This window comes from Saccharothrix espanaensis DSM 44229, assembly GCF_000328705.1.
Classification (GTDB): Bacteria; Actinomycetota; Actinomycetes; order Mycobacteriales; family Pseudonocardiaceae; genus Actinosynnema; species Actinosynnema espanaense.
The window spans coordinates 503447-522228 of the sequence record NC_019673.1 but is presented as its reverse complement, the minus strand read 5'-3'; the positions used below and the strand labels follow the sequence as shown (position 1 = coordinate 522228).

Annotated in this window: 16 protein-coding genes; 6 read left to right on the top strand and 10 right to left on the bottom strand. The window is 72.9% G+C overall.

What is annotated here, in order from left to right; translation table 11 throughout:
* Positions 1–76: 76 nt before the first annotated feature.
* Positions 77–2320: a helicase-associated domain-containing protein gene (locus BN6_RS02500; RefSeq protein WP_015097950.1), complete on the top strand. Its 2244-nt coding sequence runs from the start codon at positions 77–79 to the stop codon at positions 2318–2320.
* A gap of 102 nt (positions 2321–2422) precedes the next feature.
* Positions 2423–2689: a hypothetical protein gene (locus BN6_RS02495; RefSeq protein WP_015097949.1), complete on the top strand. Its 267-nt coding sequence runs from the start codon at positions 2423–2425 to the stop codon at positions 2687–2689.
* Between the two features lie 695 nt (positions 2690–3384).
* Here BN6_RS02495 and BN6_RS02485 read toward each other — a convergent pair.
* From BN6_RS02485 to BN6_RS02470, 4 genes are read right to left on the bottom strand one after another with little or no spacing between them, the layout of a single operon-like run.
* Positions 3385–3990: a GTP-binding protein gene (locus tag BN6_RS02485; RefSeq protein ID WP_015097948.1), complete on the bottom strand. Its 606-nt coding sequence runs from the start codon at positions 3988–3990 to the stop codon at positions 3385–3387.
* On the bottom strand, positions 3971–4720 hold the full coding sequence (locus tag BN6_RS50100) for a DUF742 domain-containing protein (protein ID WP_015097947.1): 750 nt from the start codon (positions 4718–4720) through the stop codon (positions 3971–3973). The genes BN6_RS02485 and BN6_RS50100 overlap by 20 nt, the downstream gene beginning before the upstream one ends.
* A 31-nt stretch (positions 4721–4751) precedes the next feature.
* Positions 4752–5171: a roadblock/LC7 domain-containing protein gene (locus BN6_RS02475; RefSeq protein WP_015097946.1), complete on the bottom strand. Its 420-nt coding sequence runs from the start codon at positions 5169–5171 to the stop codon at positions 4752–4754.
* On the bottom strand, positions 5168–8539 hold the full coding sequence (locus BN6_RS02470; RefSeq protein WP_148302712.1) for a nitrate- and nitrite sensing domain-containing protein: 3372 nt from the start codon (positions 8537–8539) through the stop codon (positions 5168–5170). The genes BN6_RS02475 and BN6_RS02470 overlap by 4 nt, the downstream gene beginning before the upstream one ends.
* 449 nt (positions 8540–8988) lie before the next feature.
* On the opposite strand from BN6_RS02470, the gene BN6_RS02465 reads away from it, so the two are divergent.
* Complete coding sequence (locus BN6_RS02465) at positions 8989–9927, top strand: ABC transporter substrate-binding protein (RefSeq protein ID WP_231904953.1); 939 nt, start codon at positions 8989–8991, stop codon at positions 9925–9927.
* A gap of 129 nt (positions 9928–10056) precedes the next feature.
* Here BN6_RS02465 and BN6_RS02460 read toward each other — a convergent pair whose 3' ends face one another.
* From BN6_RS02460 to BN6_RS02440, 4 genes are all read right to left on the bottom strand, one after another.
* A complete protein-coding gene (locus BN6_RS02460; RefSeq protein ID WP_015097943.1) occupies positions 10057–10848 on the bottom strand; it encodes an LppU/SCO3897 family protein in 792 nt (263 codons plus the stop codon).
* A 123-nt stretch (positions 10849–10971) separates the two neighbouring features.
* A complete protein-coding gene (locus BN6_RS41515) occupies positions 10972–11439 on the bottom strand; it encodes an LppU/SCO3897 family protein (RefSeq protein ID WP_148302711.1) in 468 nt (155 codons plus the stop codon).
* Positions 11440–11538: 99 nt separating this feature from the next.
* Positions 11539–12306, bottom strand: a complete 768-nt coding sequence (locus BN6_RS41510; RefSeq protein ID WP_015097941.1) for an LppU/SCO3897 family protein — start codon at positions 12304–12306, stop codon at positions 11539–11541.
* Positions 12307–12482: 176 nt separating this feature from the next.
* Positions 12483–13076, bottom strand: coding sequence for an LppU/SCO3897 family protein (locus BN6_RS02440; RefSeq protein ID WP_041311702.1), 594 nt, complete (start codon positions 13074–13076; stop codon positions 12483–12485).
* 210 nt (positions 13077–13286) lie between these two features.
* On the opposite strand from BN6_RS02440, the gene BN6_RS02435 reads away from it, so the two are divergent.
* From BN6_RS02435 to BN6_RS02425, 3 genes are all read left to right on the top strand, one after another.
* Positions 13287–14948, top strand: coding sequence for a DNA repair helicase XPB (locus tag BN6_RS02435; protein ID WP_015097939.1), 1662 nt, complete (start codon positions 13287–13289; stop codon positions 14946–14948).
* 67 nt (positions 14949–15015) lie between these two features.
* Complete coding sequence (locus BN6_RS02430) at positions 15016–15645, top strand: hypothetical protein (RefSeq protein ID WP_015097938.1); 630 nt, start codon at positions 15016–15018, stop codon at positions 15643–15645.
* A gap of 9 nt (positions 15646–15654) precedes the next feature.
* Positions 15655–16611, top strand: a complete 957-nt coding sequence (locus BN6_RS02425; RefSeq protein ID WP_015097937.1) for an o-succinylbenzoate synthase — start codon at positions 15655–15657, stop codon at positions 16609–16611.
* 75 nt (positions 16612–16686) lie between these two features.
* On the opposite strand, the gene BN6_RS02420 is transcribed toward BN6_RS02425, so the two are convergent.
* Together BN6_RS02420 and BN6_RS49445 are read right to left on the bottom strand one after the other, a co-directional pair.
* Positions 16687–17748 carry a CapA family protein gene (locus BN6_RS02420; protein WP_015097936.1) on the bottom strand — a complete coding sequence of 354 codons (1062 nt, stop codon included), beginning with the start codon at positions 17746–17748 and terminating at the stop codon, positions 16687–16689.
* A 26-nt stretch (positions 17749–17774) separates the two neighbouring features.
* The gene (locus BN6_RS49445) at positions 17775–18770 is read right to left on the bottom strand and encodes an SRPBCC family protein (RefSeq protein ID WP_015097935.1); all 996 of its coding nucleotides are present in this window, start codon (positions 18768–18770) and stop codon (positions 17775–17777) included.
* Between the last annotated feature and the right edge of the window lie 12 nt (positions 18771–18782).

The window sequence follows — 18782 nt, the reverse complement described above, 5'->3', positions numbered from 1 at the left end:
CTCGGTGGTGCTGCACGTCGTGGACAAGTGTGCCTCACCGGCTCGGGATCGCGCGCGGCCCTATACCGTGGTGGGGATGTCCGGCACCACACTCGCCGAGTGGCTGCGCGCGCAGGACGACACCGCGCTCGTGGCTCTCCTGCGCGCGCGCCCAGACCTGGCCACGCCGCCACCGGCCGACACCATGGTGCTCGCCACCCGGGTCGGGTCGCGGGCTTCGGTGGCGCGGGCGTGCGAAGACCTGGACACGCTGACCCTCACCGTGCTGGAAGCACTGCTCGTGCTCGACGCCGACCAGCGCCCGGTGCGCCTGGCCGACGTGGACGCCCTGTTCGACGTGGACGTGCGCGCGGCGACGGACCTGCTGCGCGCCCGCGTCCTGGTGTGGGGCGACGACGACGCGCTGAGCACGCCCCCGGCGACCCGCGACGCGGTCAACCCCTTCCCGTGCGGCCTGGGCCGCTCGGTGCCCTCGCTGGCGGGCGCGGACCTGTCCGGGCTCGGCGAGGACGAGCGCCGGGTGCTGGGCGCGCTGGCCGCCGGCCCGCCGGTCGGCCAGACCAAGGACGCCGCGCACGTGGTGTCGCTGGCCAACGCCCGCACCCCGATCCAGAAGCTGCTGGCCCGCGGCCTGCTGGTGCGCCGGGACGCGCTGACCGTCGAGCTGCCCCGCGAGATCGGCCTGGCGGTGCGCGGCGACCGGCCGCTGGGCGAGGTCCGGACCTCGGAACCGCCGCTGACCACGCTGGCCCGTGAGCCGGTGACGGTGGACAGCACCGGTGCCGGCGAGGCGCTGGAGCTGTCCCGGCACGTCGAGGCGCTGCTGACGGCGTGGTCGGCGGAGCCGCCGGCGGTGCTGCGCTCGGGCGGGGTCGGGGTGCGCGAGCTGCGCAAGCTGGCCAAGGACCTGGACGTGGACGAGCGCCGCGCGGCCCTGCTGGTGGAGCTGGTGGTCAACGCGAACCTGGTCGCCGACAGCGAGGGCGCGGAACCGGAGTGGGTGCCGACCGCGCAGGCCGACCCGTGGCTGGCCGCGGCCCCCGAACACCGCTGGGCGACGCTCGCCCAGGCGTGGCTCGACCTGCCCCGGCTGCCCGGCCTGATCGGTCGCCGCGACGAGCGCGACCGGCTGCTCAACCCGCTGGCCCCCGAGCTGAACCGGCCGGCCGCGCCGCGCGACCGCAGGCGGGTGCTGGAGGCGCTGGCCGCCCTGCCGCCGGGCACCGCCGCGGTCGACGCCGACGAGCTGGCCGCCGTGCTGGCGTGGCGGGCCCCCCGGCGCGGCGGCCGGCTGCGCGACGAGCTGGTGCGGTGGACCGTCGAGGAGGGCACGGCGGTGGGCGTGCTGGCCCTGGACGCGCTGACCGCGCAGGCCCGGACCCTGCTCACCGAGGGCCCCGGCCCGGCCGCCAAGCGGCTGGGCGACGCGCTGCCCGCGCCGGTGGACCACGTGCTGGTGCAGGCCGACCTGACGGTGGTCGCGCCGGGCCGCCTGGAGCCGGAGCTGGCCGACGAGATCGCGCTGGTCGCCGACGTCGAGTCGGCCGGCGGCGCGACGGTCTACCGGGTCCGCGAGGAGTCCGTGCGGCGCGCGTTCGACGCCGGGCGCACCGCCGCCGACCTGCACGAGCTGTTCCGCGGCAAGTCGCGCACCCCGGTGCCGCAGTCGCTGACGTACCTGATCGACGACGCGGCCCGCAAGCACGGCCGGCTGCGCGGTGGCGCGGCCGGGTCGTTCCTGCGCTGCGACGACCCGGTGCTGGTCACCGAGGTGGCCGCGCACCCGGCGGCGGACCGGCTGGAGCTGCGCAAGATCGCGCCGACCGTGCTGGTCAGCCCGTACCCGCTGGCCGAGGTGCTCGACGGGCTGCGCGCGGCCGGGTTCGCGCCGGCCGCCGAGGGGCCGGACGGCCGGGTGCTGGACCTGCGGGCGGGCGGCCGGCGGATCCCGGGCAAGGGCCGACGGCGCTCACCGGCACCGACACCCCCGTCCGACGAGCAGCTGGGCGAGCTGGTCCGGGCGGTGCGGGCGGGTGACCAGGCAGCGACGACTACGGGCGGTGCCCGGGTCTCGGTCCCCGGTCACCTGGGCGCGGGACCCAGCGCGACCCTGGCGTTGCTGCAACAAGCCGCCCGGGACGGCCGGGACGTGCTGGTGGACTTCGTGGACAGCCACGGCACCGCCGCCCGCCGCGTGATCAAACCGCAGGTCGTGGGCGGTGGCGTGCTGGAGGGCGTGGACGTCAGCTACGGCGAGGTGCGGCGCTTCCCGCTGCACCGGATCACCTCCGCGGCGCTCGTCGAGGGCGACTCCGCGTGACCCCTGTCCGTGGGTCCGGTCTACCCGATAGTGATCGAGTTGCGGCCTAGCGTCGAAGACAGGCGCTGATAAGGCGCCCCGACGCAACGAGGAGCACTCAGCATGTCGATCATCCGACGAGCACTGCTTATCGTCCCTGCGACCGTCGCGGCCTTCGCCTTCTCCGGCGGGCTGGCGCAGGCCGACACCATCATCATCTTCGGCGACGACAACGACGTCACCAACACCCACACGACGAACAACCTGACCTGGATCGACGACTCGTTCAACGACATCTCCACAGTGGACGTCGACGTGGACGGGAACCCGGACTGGTGGGGCCACGGCGACGACGGCCACGACTGGGGTGGCCTCGGGGTCGACGACTGAGCGACTGGGCGAAGGCCTCGTCTCGGCGGGTGCGACACCACCTGCCTGAGCGGCCCGAGGGGCGGCTTCCCACGAGGAGGCCGCCCCTTTCGCGCGCCCCGACCGCGAACGAACCCGACCGCGCCACCCCCACACCGATCCAGCGCCGACCCAGCGGCGAACGCCCAGCGGCGCAAGTCCAGCGGCAATAACCCGACAGCCGGCGACCAGGCAGCCGACGACCCGACAGCCGGCGGTTCAGCGGCAGGTGATCAGGGCGACGGCGACTCCGCGTGATCCCCGATCGGGAAGGCCGATCACCCGCCAGTGGCGGCGAGGCGACCTAGCGTCGGGTTGAGGGGTCGGTAGAGCGACCCGACCACGTGAGGAGCCCGGCATGGCCGTCACCCGGTGCGCACCGGTGCCACCGGCACCGGCCGCCGACCGCGTGCCGCGGGCCGGCCGGGTGGTCCCGCGCGAAGACCCCAGCGCCCGAGGAGCGGCACCGGCGGCTCGCGCCTACCCGCCGACGTGCCGCGGGACCGCGTTCCGCGTCGAGTGCCCCACCCGGCGGCCCGTGCCGCCGGACAGCGCGAACGCGGTCCGCCGCCGGTAGGGCGCGGGGTGTCCGCTCCCGGCGAGGAAGCGCGAGCGGGCAGCAGGGAGGGGCGGCCACCCGCCACGCGGGTGCCGCCCCTTCGTCCGGGAACCCGGGCTCAGCCCGCGCGCACCGACATCCACTGCCGCATGGCGTGCTCCACCAGCGTGATCAGCGTCTGCTTGGTCGACTGCCGGTTGCGGGCGTCGCACGTGACCATCGGCACGGACTGGTCGATGGTCAGCGCTTCCCGCACGTCCTCGATGCGGTGGTGCAGCAGACCGTCGAAGCAGTTCACGCCGACGACGTACGGCAGCTGCCGGTCGTCGAAGAAGTCGATGGACGCGAACGCGTCCGCCAGTCGCCGCGTGTCGACCAGCACGATCGCCCCGATCGCACCTCTGACCAGGTCGTCCCACATGAACCAGAACCGGTGCTGACCCGGCGTACCGAACAGGTACAGGATCAGGTCCTGGTCCAGCGACACCCGTCCGAAGTCCATCGCGACCGTGGTGGTGACCTTGTTCGGCGTCGCCGACAGGTCGTCGACCCCGGCGCTCGCCTCGGTCATCACCGCTTCGGTGGTCAGCGGAACGATCTCCGACACGGAACCGACGAACGTCGTCTTGCCCACGCCGAAGCCACCGGCCACCACGATCTTCGCGGAGGTCGTCGGCTTCCGCTCGCCATCGGCCGCGTTGGGGCTAGAGCCTGCGAAGCCCACTGAGCACCCTCTCAAGGAATTCAATGGACGGCCTGTCCCCCACGACCAAGCCGCCCTGGTGAATCAATACCAAACCCATGCTCGCCATGTCGCCGATCAACACCCGGACGACGCCGAGCGGCAGCCGCAGGTGGGCCGCCACCTCCGCCACCGACCTGGTGTCGGTGCACAGACCACAGATCGACCGGTGCTCGGGCAGCACCGCCGCGTCCCGCTCCAGGCCCCGCTCGCTGGTGGACACCAGCGCCTCGATGGCCAGGTCGTAGTCCGGCCGGGTGCGGCCGCCCGTCCGGGTGTAGGGGCGGACCAGCGAGCCCGACTCCGCCGCCGGGTTCTCCTCGTGCCGCACGACCGGCTGCGGCCCGGTCGTGTAGGGAACCTGCTCGGGCACGCTGTCCGGCAGGCCGTGGGCGCCGAACAGGTCGGCGCCCGGACCCCCGAACAGCCCGCTGCCGTACCCGTCGATGTCGAACCGGTTGGGAACGTCGTCGTAGTCGTACGACGAGTCGTCAACCTCACGCTGAGACATATCGCCTTGCCCCTGCCCTGTGCCTTCGACCCGAGGAGGTTCGGCCGCCCGACCGGTCCTCGAGTTGGGTGCGTCCTCGGCTTCCTCGTCTGCTGAGGGGTCGGCATCCGGCTCTTCGAATTGGAACCCGCCGGCGGCCCACTCCTGGTAGTTGAAGTTCCTACCGAAGCGACGTCCACCCGCGCCAGATCGTTCAGCCATTTACCGCTCACCCCCACGATCTCATGAGGATCTACCGCCGAACCGCACCCTGGAGCTGCGCGCGCAGCTCCGGGGTCAACTGCTGGCCGACGCGCTCGACCAAGAGGGTCATCTCGTAGGCCACGAGGCCGATGTCGCAGTTCGGGGCCGCGAGCACCGCGAGGCACGACCCGTCGCTGATCGACATCAGGAACAGGTAGCCCCGCTCCATCTCGACCACGGTCTGGTTCACGGTGCCCGCCTCGAAGCACCTGGCCGCGCCGGCCGTGAGGCTGACCAGGCCGGAGGCCACTGCGGAGAGCTGTTCGGCGCGGTCCCGGGGCAGGCCCTGCGAGCCGGCGAGCAGCAGCCCGTCCGCCGACACCACAACGGAATGGGCCACGCCGGGAACCCGGCGCACGAAGTCGGTGATAAGCCAACCAAAGCTGCCTGGCTGAGCTGCGGTCGTCACTCCTGCTCCTCGTCTTGCCGGCTCGACATGTCACCAGCGTAAGCGTCGATCAAAGCGTGTCGCCCTCGACGGACGCCCTGCTGAAGACTCGACATGCGTCCACGGATCGCGTCAGCCGATCGTGGTGGCAGCGGGGGCCGCTGCGGTTGCCGCTCCGCGCCCTGGGGCTTGGGAGCGGCCGATCCCGGCACAAGCTGAGCCTTGGGCACCCGCTTGGGCAACCCCGCCTGTGTCGTGGTCTCTGGGGCCTTGCTGAGCAGCGCCTGGGCCGCTTGCCAGCCTTCGTCGGCGGGCGAGTGCCAAGCTTGCTCGGCCGACGGCTCGACGCCGTCGTCCGGGTGGTCGTCACCGCGGTCGTGATCACCGGGCGTGTGATCATTGTGCACTGGATCGGCGTGCGCGTGGGCGCCGCGCACGAGACCGCCGAATGCGACCGGTTCCGGCTCTGCGGCCGGTTCGGCCTCGGACACGCGGGGCACCTCCGCAGCGCGCTGGGGCGAGTTGTCGGGCGAGCCGGGCCGCCGCTTGGGCAGTCCGCCCTCGGTGAACGGCCGGCCCTTGTCCACCTCGCGCGCCGCGACCGGCGGCGGCACGGGGGCCGCCTCGGTGGTCGGCGCGACCGGCGGCACCGGCTGCGGCCGGCGGGTCGGCAGCACGGGCTCGGCCGCCGCCTCCGGCTCGTGCTCGGGCTCGGGCTTCGGGTCGGGCCGGGGCGCGGGCGGCACGTCCTGGGCGGTCGCCGCCGAGGTCTCGCTGCCCACGGCCTGGAACCACTGCGAGAGGACCGCCTCGTAGATCGGCAGCCGCTCGGTCGGGGCGTCCAGGTCGTGCACCGGACGGGCGGTTTCCGGCAGGTGCGGCGTGGAGCCGTTGCGCCGGACGGGCTCGGGCTCCGCGACCGGCGGGGCCTCCGCGAACGGCTCGGCGAACGGCTTGGCGGACGGCTCGCCGCCCAGCCGGCTCTCGATCGCGGGCGCGAACTGGGTGGTCTCGAAGCCGTGCGCGTCCGCGTCGTCGTCCGGCCGGTCCTCGTAGGCGGTGAACAGGGTCGGCTCGCCGAACGAGCCCGCCGGTTCGTGCTCGACGTCGCGCTCGGTGAACTCGTCGCCCACCGGCAGCCACGGCTGCGAGATCTCGCCGGAGCTCTCCGCCGGGGTCTCGCCGAACAGCGGCAGCCCGGCGGCGTCCGGCTCGCTGTCGCTGTGCACGAAGCTGACCGGGAACGCCGGTTCGTCGTCCAGGCGCGGCATGGAGCCGGTGAACGCGCCGGCGATGCCGCTGGCCCGCTCGGCCGGGTTCGGGTGCACCGGGGCGGCGGGGGTGCCGAACACCGATTCCTGGGGCGCGCCCGGCGCTGCGGGCGCGGCGACCAGCGTCTCGGGCACCACGACCAGGGCGGTGGTGCCGCCCTCGATGTCCTCGTTGGCGCGCAGCCGGACCTTGATGTCGTGCCGCTTGGCCAGCCGCGCGACCACGTACAGGCCCATCCGGCGGGACACCGCGACGTCCACGTCCGGCGGGTCGGCCAGCCGCTCGTTCGCGTCGGTGATCTCCTGCTCGGCCATGCCGACGCCGCGGTCCTGGATCTCGATCGCCAGCTCGCCCTTGCGGGTGCGGGCGGTGCGCACGGTGACCTTGGTGACCGGGTCGGAGAACGCGGTGGCGTTGTCCAGCAGCTCGGCGATCAGGTGCACGAGGTCGTTGACCGCGCGGCCCTGGACGGTGAGCTCCGGGGTCTGGCCGACCTGCACCCGGGCGTACTGCTCGACCTCGGACACCGCCGCGCCGAGGACCTCGGCGGCCGGCACCGGGCGGGTGAGCCGGCGGGACAGGTCGGTGCCGGAGAGCACCAGCAGGTTCTCCGAGTTGCGCCGCATCCGGGTGGCCAGGTGGTCCAGCTCGAACAGGCTGGCCAGCTGGTCGGGGTCCTGCTCGTCCTGCTCCAGCCGGTCGATCAGGTTGAGCTGGCGCTCCACCAGGGCCTGCGAGCGGCGGGACAGGTTGACGAACATCGCGTTGACGTTGTCGCGCAGCAGCGCCTGCTCGGCGGCCAGCCGGACCGCTTCGCCGTGCACCGCGTCGAAGGCGCGGGCGACCTGCCCGACCTCCTCCTTGGTGGTGATCGGCACCGGCGCGATGGCCGTCTTGGCCGCTTCGTGCGGGTTCGGGTCCACCAGGATCCGGCTGACCGCGTCCGGCAGGCCGTGGTCGGCGACCTCCAGCGCGGTGCGGCGCAGGACGCGCAGCGGGTTGAGGATCGAGCGGGCCACGAACAGCGCCATGATCAACGCCAGCAGCAGCGCGCCGAGCACGATGCCCGAGTCCCGCAGCGCCGCGGTGCGCGCGAGACCGGTCAGCTCGCCGGTGCGGTTGGTGAGCTGCTCCAGCAGCAGGTTCTCCACGTCACGGGTCAGGTTCACCGTCAGCGTGGACGCGATGTCCCACTTCTCCGGGCGCAGCGAGGACAGGCTCTTGCCGCCGGCCGCCAGGTTCAGCGCCGACTCCTGCATGTCGTTCGCGGTGTCGACGATCAGACCGGTCACGGTGTCGTCGTAGATCTTGGCCTGGTCCGGCGTCGCCGACTTGCGGAAGTCGTTGCGCGCCGCTTCCAGCTCCGCGTTCGCGGCCAGCAGGGCGCGTTCCTGGCCGGGGCCGAAGCCGCCGCGCTGGAACACGTCGAGCATGATGCCGCGCTTGCGGGACTCCTGCTCCTTGATGCGGCCGATGGCGTTGGTGGCCAGGTGCAGCCGCACCAGCTCGGGGTGGTTGATGCCGGCGATGGCCTGCTCGCCGAGGTCGAGCAGGCTCTCCACGGACTCGGAGTAGGTGCGCAGCACGGCGTCGGACGGGTACGCGGTGTCCCGGACGGCGTTGCGCAGGCTGTTGAGCCGCTTGAGCTGCTCGGCGGCCCGGCGGAACCGGGTGACCACCTCGTCGTCGAGGTCGCCGCTGAGCTCCACGATCTTGCTGTTGAGCGCGTCGGTGGTGTCGTTGACGCGGCGCAGCTGGCGGTCGAGCACGACGCGGTCGAGGCTCTTGCCCGACGCCACGTGGCTCGCGCTCAGGTCGCGCTCGCGCTGGAGCTGCTGGACGACGTCCGCGACCGCGGCCTCCAGCTGGATCTGGTTGGCCAACCGGTTGAACTCGGTGGCGTCGCCGAGGTCCGACTGCACCCGCAGACCGCCGAGGGCGAGCGCGGCGATGGTCGGGATCAGCAGCACCGCCGCCAGCTTGGTCGGCAGCCGCCAGTTCTGCAGCCGCCACGGGGCGGTGCCCGCGTTCCGCGCCTCGCGCACATCGGTTGTCGGCCCGGCGCCCGTGGACTCGGTCACAGTTCCATCACTCAGCGCAGCCAGTCCGTCACCCATTCCGGGGGTATCGGAGCGTGGTGGATTCTCCACGCCTGACTGGCTGGGACCTCTCTCTCGTCGGGCCACCCTGGGCTTCCTCTTCCGGCAGCAGTGTTCCCCGGCCTCTCCCCACGGACCGAAGCATGGACACGAATTCGGGCCGAATTGCAGCACAGGAGTGGTAGCGCCGGCTAGGCACCCCACCCCGCACAGGGACGCAACGCCACCACACGGACCTTGAGCCACCCGGCCGGGAGCGTAGTGCCGGGACCCTGCCGCGGGGAAGACTCTGGAAGCACTCACCGTATCGGTCGGGACTGTCGTTTCACACCTCCGGGTGGTTACCATCCCCGGCATCGACAACATGCGTCGACAATTCGGTTGATCAAATAGACCCCGCTCAAGAGGTCATCGCGGCGAGAGGTGCCATGCCTACCCCAGCGCGTGTTCTTCGACGTGCGGCAGCGTTGTTCGCGTGTGCCGCGACCTTGACCGCGTGCGGCCTGTGGCCGGGTACCGACAGCGGCGGCAAACCCGAGGTGGAGCGCAACACGCTGCGCATCGGCGTGATGCCGGTGGTCGACGTCGCCCCGCTGAAGCTCGCCACCAACGAGAAGCTGTTCGAGAAGGCCGGCCTGTCCGTGCAGCTGGTGACGTTGAGCAGCGAGGCCGAGGGCATCAAGCAGCTCGACACCACGCTGGACGTGACCTGGGCCGGTCACGTCAACCTGTTCCGCGCCGTCGCCGACGGCACCCAGCTCCAGCTCCAGGGCGAGGCGTACCAGGCGGGCGCGAACACGATGGCCCTGGTCACGCTGGACAGCGACTACGACAGCCCGGCCCGGTTCGCCTCGCCGCGGATCGCGGTGAACAGCGAGTCCGACGTCGGCGCGCTGACCACCAAGGCCGTGCTGGACACCGCCGGCGTGGAGAAGCAGCGGATCAACCTCAAGGTCATGCCGTTCGAGCAGATGGTCGACGCGATGAAGGCGGGCCAGGTCGACGCGGCGTGGATGACCGAGCCGTTCATCACCAAGGCGCAGAAGGACGTGGGCGCGCGGATCGTGACCGACACCGCGATCGGCCCGACCAAGGACTTCCCGATGTCGGGGTACGCGTCGAGCAAGAAGTTCGCCGACGCCAACCCGCGCACGCTGGCCCTGTTCCGCCAGGTCCTGCGGGACGCGCAGCAGCTCGCGACGAACGACAAGCTGTCCGTGCAGGATGCCCTGACCGGGTACGTCGACGTCGACCAGCAGACCGCGGCACTGGTGTCGGTGGGCACGTTCCCGCTGTCGCTCAACCAGATCCGGCTCCAGCGGGTGGCCGACATGATGGACGCCGAGGAGGTCTTGGAGTCCCGCTTGGACGTCCAGGCCCTGCTACCGCCGGGAACGACGAACTAGCGCCGTGCGCTGGAGTGCCGGCCGCGGGCGCTGAGGAACAAACCCGACCACCGGCCCACCGCGCGCGCTGAACGAAAGATGATGTTTCCAGGGGCCTTCCGCGTTCTCGTGGAAGGCCCCTCGGTTTTGTTATTCAGTCTTGACCATGCAGATCGTGGTAGCGGGCTGTGAGTAGACGAACACGGTTTCACCGCTCTCGCACTGGTTCTCGTCCTCGGTGTCCGCCACCTTGCGCACCTTGTGCGTGGCCGACGAATCGCAGGTCACCTTGGTGGTTTTGCCCGCGACAATCGTGCCCTCCTGCTTGAAGCAGTCGCCCTCCCGGGCGTTGAACGCCAGGCACAGCTTGAAGCCGTTGCTGCGCCGGCCGCCGCGGTCGCTGTACTCGGAGTAGTCCCCGGACGGGCACGCGTCGGTGCTGCTGTCGAGGGTGACCGCCACCTTGAACGCCGCCTGGGGCGAGGAGCAGTCGATCGTCTCCACGTCGGCGTCGGTCACGCTCACCGAGTTGACCTTGATGCAGTCGCCCACGGCGGCCCGGCCGGGGCTGCCGATGCCCGCGATGATCCCGGCCACCACGATCCCGACCACGCCCAGCGCCACCACGACGACCAGCGCCTTCGCGCCCGTGGAGGTGCCCTTCTTCGGGGGCGGCGGGAAGTTCTGCTGCCCCGGGTAGCCCGGCTGGCCCGGCGGGTAGCCGGGCTGCTGCGGGTAGCCGGGTGGCGGGTAGCCCTGGCCCGGGTAGCCCTGGCCCGGCGGCGGGTAGTTCGGCTGCGGCGGGTAGGGCTGCTGCTGCGGGTGGGCCGCGGGCGGGGCGGCCGGGAAGCCCGGTGGGGGCGTCTGGCCCCAGCCCGGCTGCGGGGGCGGGTAGCCGCCCGGCGGCGGGCCGTGAGGCGGCTGGTTCGGGGGCGTGGTCACGCGGTGTTCCTCTCGGATCGGACGAGCGGAACGTACCGCCGGGCGGCCGGCGTGCGCAGCGGTTTCCGATCAGCCCGACCGGTCGGCCGGGTCACCCCGGCCCGACCCCCGCGGCCGGCGGTGTCAGCGCAGGTCGCCGACGCGGGCCAGGCAGAACGTGACCGACGGCTCGGGGTAGGTCAGCGTGCGGCCGGTGCCGCAGGTCGCGCCGCCCCGGTCGGCCTTGACCACCTTGACCGCCTCGGCCGAGCCGCAGTCGGCCTTGCGCACGCCGGCCTCGCCGTCCTGCTCGTAGCAGGAGCCCTCGACCAGGTTCGGGATCAGGCACAGGGTGACCGGGCCGGTGTAGGTCGAGTAGGGCGCGCCGCCGGTGGGGCACTGCCCGGCCTGGTCGACCACCTTCGCGACCTTGACGTTCGCCTGGGCGGCGGCGCAGTCGGCGACCTGGTAGCGAGGCTGGTCGGCCGTGCCGGAGATGCTCGCGCACTCGCCCGGCACCGGGCGCGGGGCGTCACCGCCGGTCGTGGTCAGCGCGTAGACGCCCGCCAGCACGACGACGGCCGCACCGATGCCCCACCCGAGTTTCCGCATGGTCAGGGACATCGGCACGGCCGCACGCCGGGTTGAGCGGGTTCACCGCATGTGGTTACCCCCGGACCGCTACACCGCAGACCGCTACACCTCAGACCGCTACACCTCGGCTGGTGCCAGGCAGTAGGTGACGGCGGGCTCCGGGTAGGACATGCCGGCGCTGTCCGGGCACTGGGTCAGGTCGGTGGAGTCCTTGATGACCTTGGTCACCTTGATCGTCTCCGGTCCGGTGCACTCGGCCTTCACGAACCCGGTGCCCTCGTCCGGCTTGTAGCAGGCACCCTCGGCCATGTTCGGCAGCAGGCACAGCTTGTAGCCGTCGCCGACGCCGCCGACCGGGGACACCTCGGTGTACAGCCCCTCCTCGGGGCACACCGCGTCGGCCGTGTCGAGGACCTTGCCGACCTTGTAGGACGCCTTGTCGTCGCCGCAGTCGAGGTTCTTCACGTCGGCACGGTTGTCGTCCTGCTGGGCGAGGCTCACGCAGTCGCCCGCCGACGCCGTCGAGTTGGCGGACACGAAGTACCGGATGGCGAAGAAGCCGCCCACCAGGACCAGCACGGCCAGCGCGGCGATCAGGATCTTCTTCACCGGGGCACCGCCACCGGCCGCCGCCGGCTCCTCGCGCTCCTCGGCACCCGGCGCGATCAGGTACCGCTCGGGACCGGGTGCCGTCTCGGCGGGACCGGTCTCGACCGGGGCCCCCGCGACGGGTGCCGGCGTCGCGCCGGAGCCCGCGCCGGGAGCGGCGGTCGGGCTCGCGTCGGGTGCCGGCCCGCCGGTCAGGCCGGGCTTGGCGTCAGGCCCGGCCTGACCGGCGGCCGGCGTGGGCTCGTCCCCGGCGGGCTGGTTGGGCTCGTTGCTCATGATCATCCTCGCTGGACGGGTGCGCGTGACGCCCCAGAAGGTAGCGGCCCGCGTACCCGGCTCCGTGTGAAGGCGTCGCCGGCGGTGGTGCCCCCGGCGCACGCGAACAGCCCCCGCCGGGGGACGGTGTGGTCTCCCGGCGGGGGCTGATCAGCGCGAAGCGCGGTCGTGCGAGGTCAGGCGGCCTGGCCGGGCTCGAAGCAGAACACCGTCTTCGGCTCGGAGAAGGCCATCGGCGCGCCGTCGCCGCACGCGGACTCGTCGTCGGAGTCCTTGACCACCTTGGTCAGCTTCAGCACGCCGGACTTGCCGCAGTCGACCGCCGGGTAGCCGACGTTCGTGGGGTTGTCGAGCTCGTAGCAGGAGCCCTCGGCCAGGTTCGGCAGCAGGCACAGCTTCGAGTCCGGGCCGCGCCGGGCGGTCTCGGTGTACTCGTCGTAGTACTTGCCGCCGCACGACTCGGACAGCGAGCCCAGCACCTTGGCCACCGTGTAGTTGGCCTCGGCCGCGCCGCAGGCCACGGTCTTGAACTCCGGCTTGGTGCGCGTGCCGGACAGGCTCGCGCAGTCGCCCGCCTTGGTCTGGGCGGCGTCGCTGGAGAAGTAGTTGAAGCCGTAGATGACCAGGCCCACCACGATCAGACCCGCGATGTAGGTGAGGATCCGGACCGCGATGTTCTTCTTCTTCGGCGGCGCGGCCTGCTCCTGCTGCTGCGGCGGGGCCGGCGGGAAGTTCGGGTTCGGGGTGGGCGCGGGCGCGTCCGTGCTCATGATGACCTTCGTTCGAATCGGGACCCGCCGGTTCCACGCGATGACGCGCGAGCGGGAGACAAGGCAAGGTAAACCACTGCGCCATCCGGGTGTACTCGGTTTTACCGAACCGAGTCCAAGCGCTTTGCGTGCCTGATCGGACACGCTCCGAAGTCGACTTGCACCCGGTTGGAACACTGGTGGTACGCCAAGCGACAGGAGTGCGTTCCCGTGACCGACGGCCCTTTGATCGTCCAGTCGGACAAGACCCTGCTGCTGGAGGTCGGCCACCCCCTCTCGGAGGACGCGCGCACCGCGATCGCGCCGTTCGCCGAGTTGGAGCGCGCCCCCGAGCACGTCCACACCTACCGGGTCACACCACTCGCGCTGTGGAACGCGCGCGCCGCCGGGCACGACGCCGAGCAGGTCGTCGACGCCCTGGTGCGGTTCTCCCGCTACCCCGTGCCGCAGCCGCTGCTGGTGGACGTGGTCGACACCATGGGCCGGTTCGGCCGGCTCCAGCTCGCCAACCACCCCGCGCACGGCCTGGTGCTCAGCTCGGTGGACCGCGCCGTGCTGGAGGAGGTGCTGCGGCACAAGAAGATCAAGCCGATGCTCGGCGAGCGCCTGGACGACGACACGGTGGTCGTGCACCCCAGCGAGCGCGGCCGGCTCAAGCAGATCCTGCTCAAGGTCGGCTGGCCCGCCGAGGACCTGGCGGGCTACGTCGACGGCGAGGCGCACCCGATCGACCTGGTCGAGGACGGCTGGCAGCTGCGCGACTACCAGCGGCTGGCCGCCCAGGCGTTCTGGGCGGGCGGCTCGGGCGTCGTGGTGCTGCCGTGCGGCGCGGGCAAGACGCTGGTCGGCGCGGCGGCGATGGCCGAGGCGGGCGCGACCACGCTGATCCTGGTGACCAACACCGTCGCGGGCCGGCAGTGGAAGCGCGAGCTGGTCGCCCGCACGTCGCTGACCGAGGACGAGATCGGCGAGTACTCCGGCGAGCGCAAGGAGATCCGCCCGGTCACCATCGCGACCTACCAGGTGATCACCCGCAAGTCGAAGGGCGAGTACAAGCACCTGGAGCTGTTCGACTCGCGCGACTGGGGCCTGATCGTCTACGACGAGGTGCACCTGCTGCCCGCGCCGGTGTTCCGGATGACCGCCGACCTCCAGTCCCGCCGCCGGCTCGGCCTGACCGCGACCCTGGTCCGCGAGGACGGCCAGGAGGGCGACGTGTTCTCGCTGATCGGGCCCAAGCGGTACGACGTGCCGTGGCGCGACATCGAGGCGCAGGGCTGGATCGCGCCCGCCGAGTGCACCGAGGTCCGGGTCACGCTCACCGACAACGAGCGGCTGGAGTACGCCATCGCCGAGCCGGACGAGCGCTACAAGCTGTGCTCCACGGCCCGCACCAAGCTGCCCGTGGTGCGCGCGATCCTGGACCGGCACCCCGACGAGCCGACCCTGGTGATCGGCGCCTACCTGGACCAGCTGGAGTCGCTGGGCGAGGCGCTGGACGCGCCGATCATCCAGGGGTCGACCAAGAACAAGGAGCGCGAGCAGCTCTTCGACGCGTTCCGGCGCGGCGAGCTGCGGGTGCTGGTGGTGTCGAAGGTGGCGAACTTCTCCATCGACCTGCCCGAGGCGTCGGTGGCGGTGCAGGTGTCGGGCACGTTCGGGTCGCGCCAGGAGGAGGCGCAGCGGCTGGGCCGGCTGCTGCGGCCCAAGGGCGACGGGCGGCAGGCGCACTTCTACTCGGTGGTCTCCCGGGACACCCTGGACACCGACTACGCCGCCCACCGCCAGCGGTTCCTCGCCGAGCAGGGGTACGCGTACAAGATCGTCGACGCGGACGACCTGCTCGGGCCGAAGCTGCCGGAGGTCGGCTGACCTTCTCCCCGCCGGGGCCTGCCGCTAGGTTGATCCACCTCATTGCGGCCCGACGATTCGGTGGGACATGACGGTGGTCGTGCGGCTCGGACCGGTGCCGCGCTGGTGGATGTGGCGGCCCGGCGCGGACCCGGGACCGGCGGCGCGGGCCGCGCGGGCCCGGTCCCGGCGGCGGCGGGCCCTGGTGCTGCTGCCGGCGGCCGTGCCGCTCGCGGCGGTGCTGCTCGTGCTCCTGCCCGGACCGTGGGCGGTGCTGCCGTTCGTGCTGGTCGGCGCGATCCTGCTGTTACCCCGGCCGGTCGACGGGTGGGACGTGGCGCTGGCCGCGCGGGAGCGGGACGTGGTGCACTGCGCGCAGTTCCCCGACGAGGAGCAGCGCCGGCGGGCGCGGCGGCTGTGCGAGCACTTCCTGGCCCTGCGGGGCAACGCCGACCCGGCGCGGCTAGCGCACGTGGAGGCGCTGCTGTGGCAGGCGCTGACGGCGTTGCGCGGCAGCCTGGCGGTGCGCGGCGAACTGGCCGGCGCGGACAACCGGCCCGGCCTGGCCGCCGCGATCGCCGAGTCGACGCGCGAACTGGCCGCGCTGGACCGGCGGGTGGACCGGTTCGCGGCCGCGCTGCGGATCGCCGTGGAGGAATCGGACCCCGGACCGGCGGCGAGCGCCCTGCGCCGGGTGGCCGCGCTGGACCCGATCTAGGCTGCCGGGGTGTTCGTCTACTCGATCCCCCTGCGCACCCGGTTCCGCGGCATCACCGTCCGGGAGGGCGTGCTGCTGGAGGGCCCGCGGGGGTGGGGGGAGTTCTGCGCCTTCCTCGACTACTCCGACGCCGAGTGCGCGCCGTGGCTGGCCTGCGCCGTCGAGTCCGCCACGGCCGGGTGGCCCGCGCCGGTCCGGTCCCGGGTGCCGGTGAACTGCACGGTGCCGGTGGTGTCGCCGGAGCGCGCGCACGAGATCGTGGCCGCCTCCGGGTGCCGTACGGCGAAGGTCAAGGTGGCCGACCCGGGGGTGCCCCTGGCCGACGACCTGGCCCGGGTCGAGGCGGTGCGGGCCGCGCTCGGACCGTCCGGGCTGGTCCGGGTGGACGCGAACACCGCGTGGGACGTCGACACGGCGGTGCGCGCGATCCGCGAGCTGGACCGGGCGGCGGGCGGGCTGGAGTACGTCGAGCAGCCGTGCCCGTCGATCGAGGAGCTGGCCGCGGTGCGCCGGCGGGTCGACGTGCGGATCGCCGCCGACGAGTCGATCCGGCGGGCCGAGGACCCGCTGCGGGTCGCCGTGGCCGGCGCCGCGGACCTCGCGGTGATCAAGGTCGCGCCGCTGGGCGGGGTGCGCCGGGCGCTGGAGGTCGCCGAGGCGTGCGGGCTGCCGTGCGTGGTGTCGTCGGCGGTGGAGACCTCGGTGGGGATGGCCGCCGGGCTGGCGCTGGCCGGTGCCCTGCCCGAACTGGACTTCGCCTGCGGGCTGGGCACGTTGTCGCTGCTGGCCGGCGACGTGGCGAGCGACTCGCTGCGCCCCGTGGACGGGTGGCTGCCGGTGCCGGCGAAGACTCCCGAGCCCGACCTGCGCGACGCCGTCGCCGCCGGCCCGGACACCGCCCGCCGCTGGGAGCAGCGGCTGGCGCGGGTCGCCGACGCGGCCGGGCTGTCCCTCGCCCTCGGGTGATCGGCGCTCGGGTGATCAACCCTGGGATGATCGGCGCCAGGGTGATCGGCTTTGGGGTATGCGGCGCTGGAGCGGCTAGCGGCGGGTGATGGTGCTGCCCAGGCTCTTCACCACGTCGTCCGTGCGGGCCAGCGCTTCCGCACGGCGCGGGGTGGTGGGGGCGCGGGTCAGGTCGACCACCCGGATCGGCGGGCCGAACTCGACCAGGGTCGGCACGTACTCGGCGTGCTCCACCGCCCAGCCGTCCGGGCCCTTCACGAACGTGAAGCGGGTGACGATGCCCTCCTCGGTGATCCCGCGCGGCTCGGAGTGCCGGGCCACCTCGTTGCCCATGCCGTAGACCACCCACTTGCCGTCGACCTGCTCGACCGGCTGCACGGCGTGCACGTGCGTGCCGATGATCAGGTCCACCGCCGGGTCGGCCAGGATCGCCCGCGCCATCTCGCGCTGCTCGGGCGTCGCCTCGTGCTGGTACTCCGCACCCCAGTGCAGGCTCGCCACCACGACCTCCGCGCCGGCCGCCTTCGCCGCGCGGGCGGCCGTGAGCACGCCGTCGACCGAGAGCTGGTTGGCCATCCACGGCTTCGGCAGCGGGATGCCGTTGAAGCCGTAGGTGAAGGAGAGCTGCGCGACCTTCACGCCGCGCGCGTCGAGCAGCAGCGGGGTCGCGGACTCCTCGGGCGTGCGGAACGAGCCGGTGTGCTTCAGACCGGCCGCGTCCAGCACGTCCAAAGTGGTCTTGATCGCGCCGGAACCCCGGTCGAGGGTGTGGTTGGACGCCGTCGAGCAGCTGTCGTAGCCGAGGTCCTTCAACGCGGTCGCCACCTCGGGCGGGGCGCTGAACGCCGGGTAGCCGTAGGTCGGGTCGCCGGGCGCGGACAGCGGGGTCTCCAGGTGGCAGATCGACAGGTCGGCGTCGACCGCCTGGCGCAGCCCGTCCAGGATCGGCCCGAAGGTCCGGCCGCCGTCGAGGTCGGCCTGCTCGGTGAGCAGCGGGTGAACCAGGATGTCGCCGCCCGCGGCCAGCGTGAACGACGGCGGTGGCGGCGGCGTGGTGGTCGTCGGCGGCGGCTGGGACGAGGTGATGACGACCGGCGACCCGGTGCACGCCGCGGCGAGGCAGGCGACCAGCGACACCGCCGCCAGCCGCCCGCCCGTCCGCTTCAGCGCTGCCGCCGGCGACGTCGGCGCAGCAGCAGCACCAGCACGACCAACGCCACCACGATCGGCAGCGCCCGCTTGGCCACCGGCGCACCGGCCGTCTCCAGCAGGTCGATCGGCTCGTCCGGCACGGCCCGCAGGTGCGGCCTGGCCGGCGCCTCGTCCCGCGATTCGTTTCGCGATTCGTCCTGCGGCTTGTCTTGCGACTCGTCTTGCGATGCCGCTCGCGGCTCGTCCGCAGCGGCGGTTCCGGCCTTGGCGGCGGCGGTCTCGGGCTCGGCGTGCACCTCGGGCTCGGCAACGACACCGGACTCGGCCACGGGCTTGGCTGCGACACCAGGCTTGGCTGTGGCCTCGGGCTTGGCGGGGGCCGACTTGGCGGCAGCACCGGACTTGGTGGGTCCGGCCTTGGTGGGTTTGGGCTTGGCGGGGCCGGGCTTCGCGGTGGCCGGCTTCGCGGGGCCGGGCTTGGCCTCGGGAGCGGGCTTGGCCGGCGGAGCGGGGTCGGGTTCGGGGGCCGCCTTGGGATCGGGGGTTGTCACGGGCCCAGCCTCCCCCGTCGCGAGCCGGGTCGCCAGGCAATCGGCGAACTGGCCGACGATCTTGCCGCTGACCTCGCTGATCAACCCCCGTCCGAGCTGCGCCGGACGACCGGTGATCGTCAAGTCGGTGACCACGGACACAGCGGTGCCGCCGGCCGCCGCCACCAGCGCCAACGACACCGTCGCCGCCGCCGTCCCGTTGCCCCGGGAGTCCTTGCCGGACGCCTTGAGCACGGCCGTCCGCTCCTGCTCCGCCACCGCCGTGAACTCGCCGGTCCCCTTGTACACCAGGACGACCGGGCCGAGCTTCACCTTGACCGTGCCGGTGAACGCCCGCCCGTCCACCCCGGTCAGGGCCGCGCCCGGCAGGCAGGGCGCGACCTTCTCCGGGTCGAGCAGCGCCGCCCACACCGCCGGCACCGGGGCGGGGACGGTGAAGGTGTGCTCCAGCTTCACCCACCCACCGCC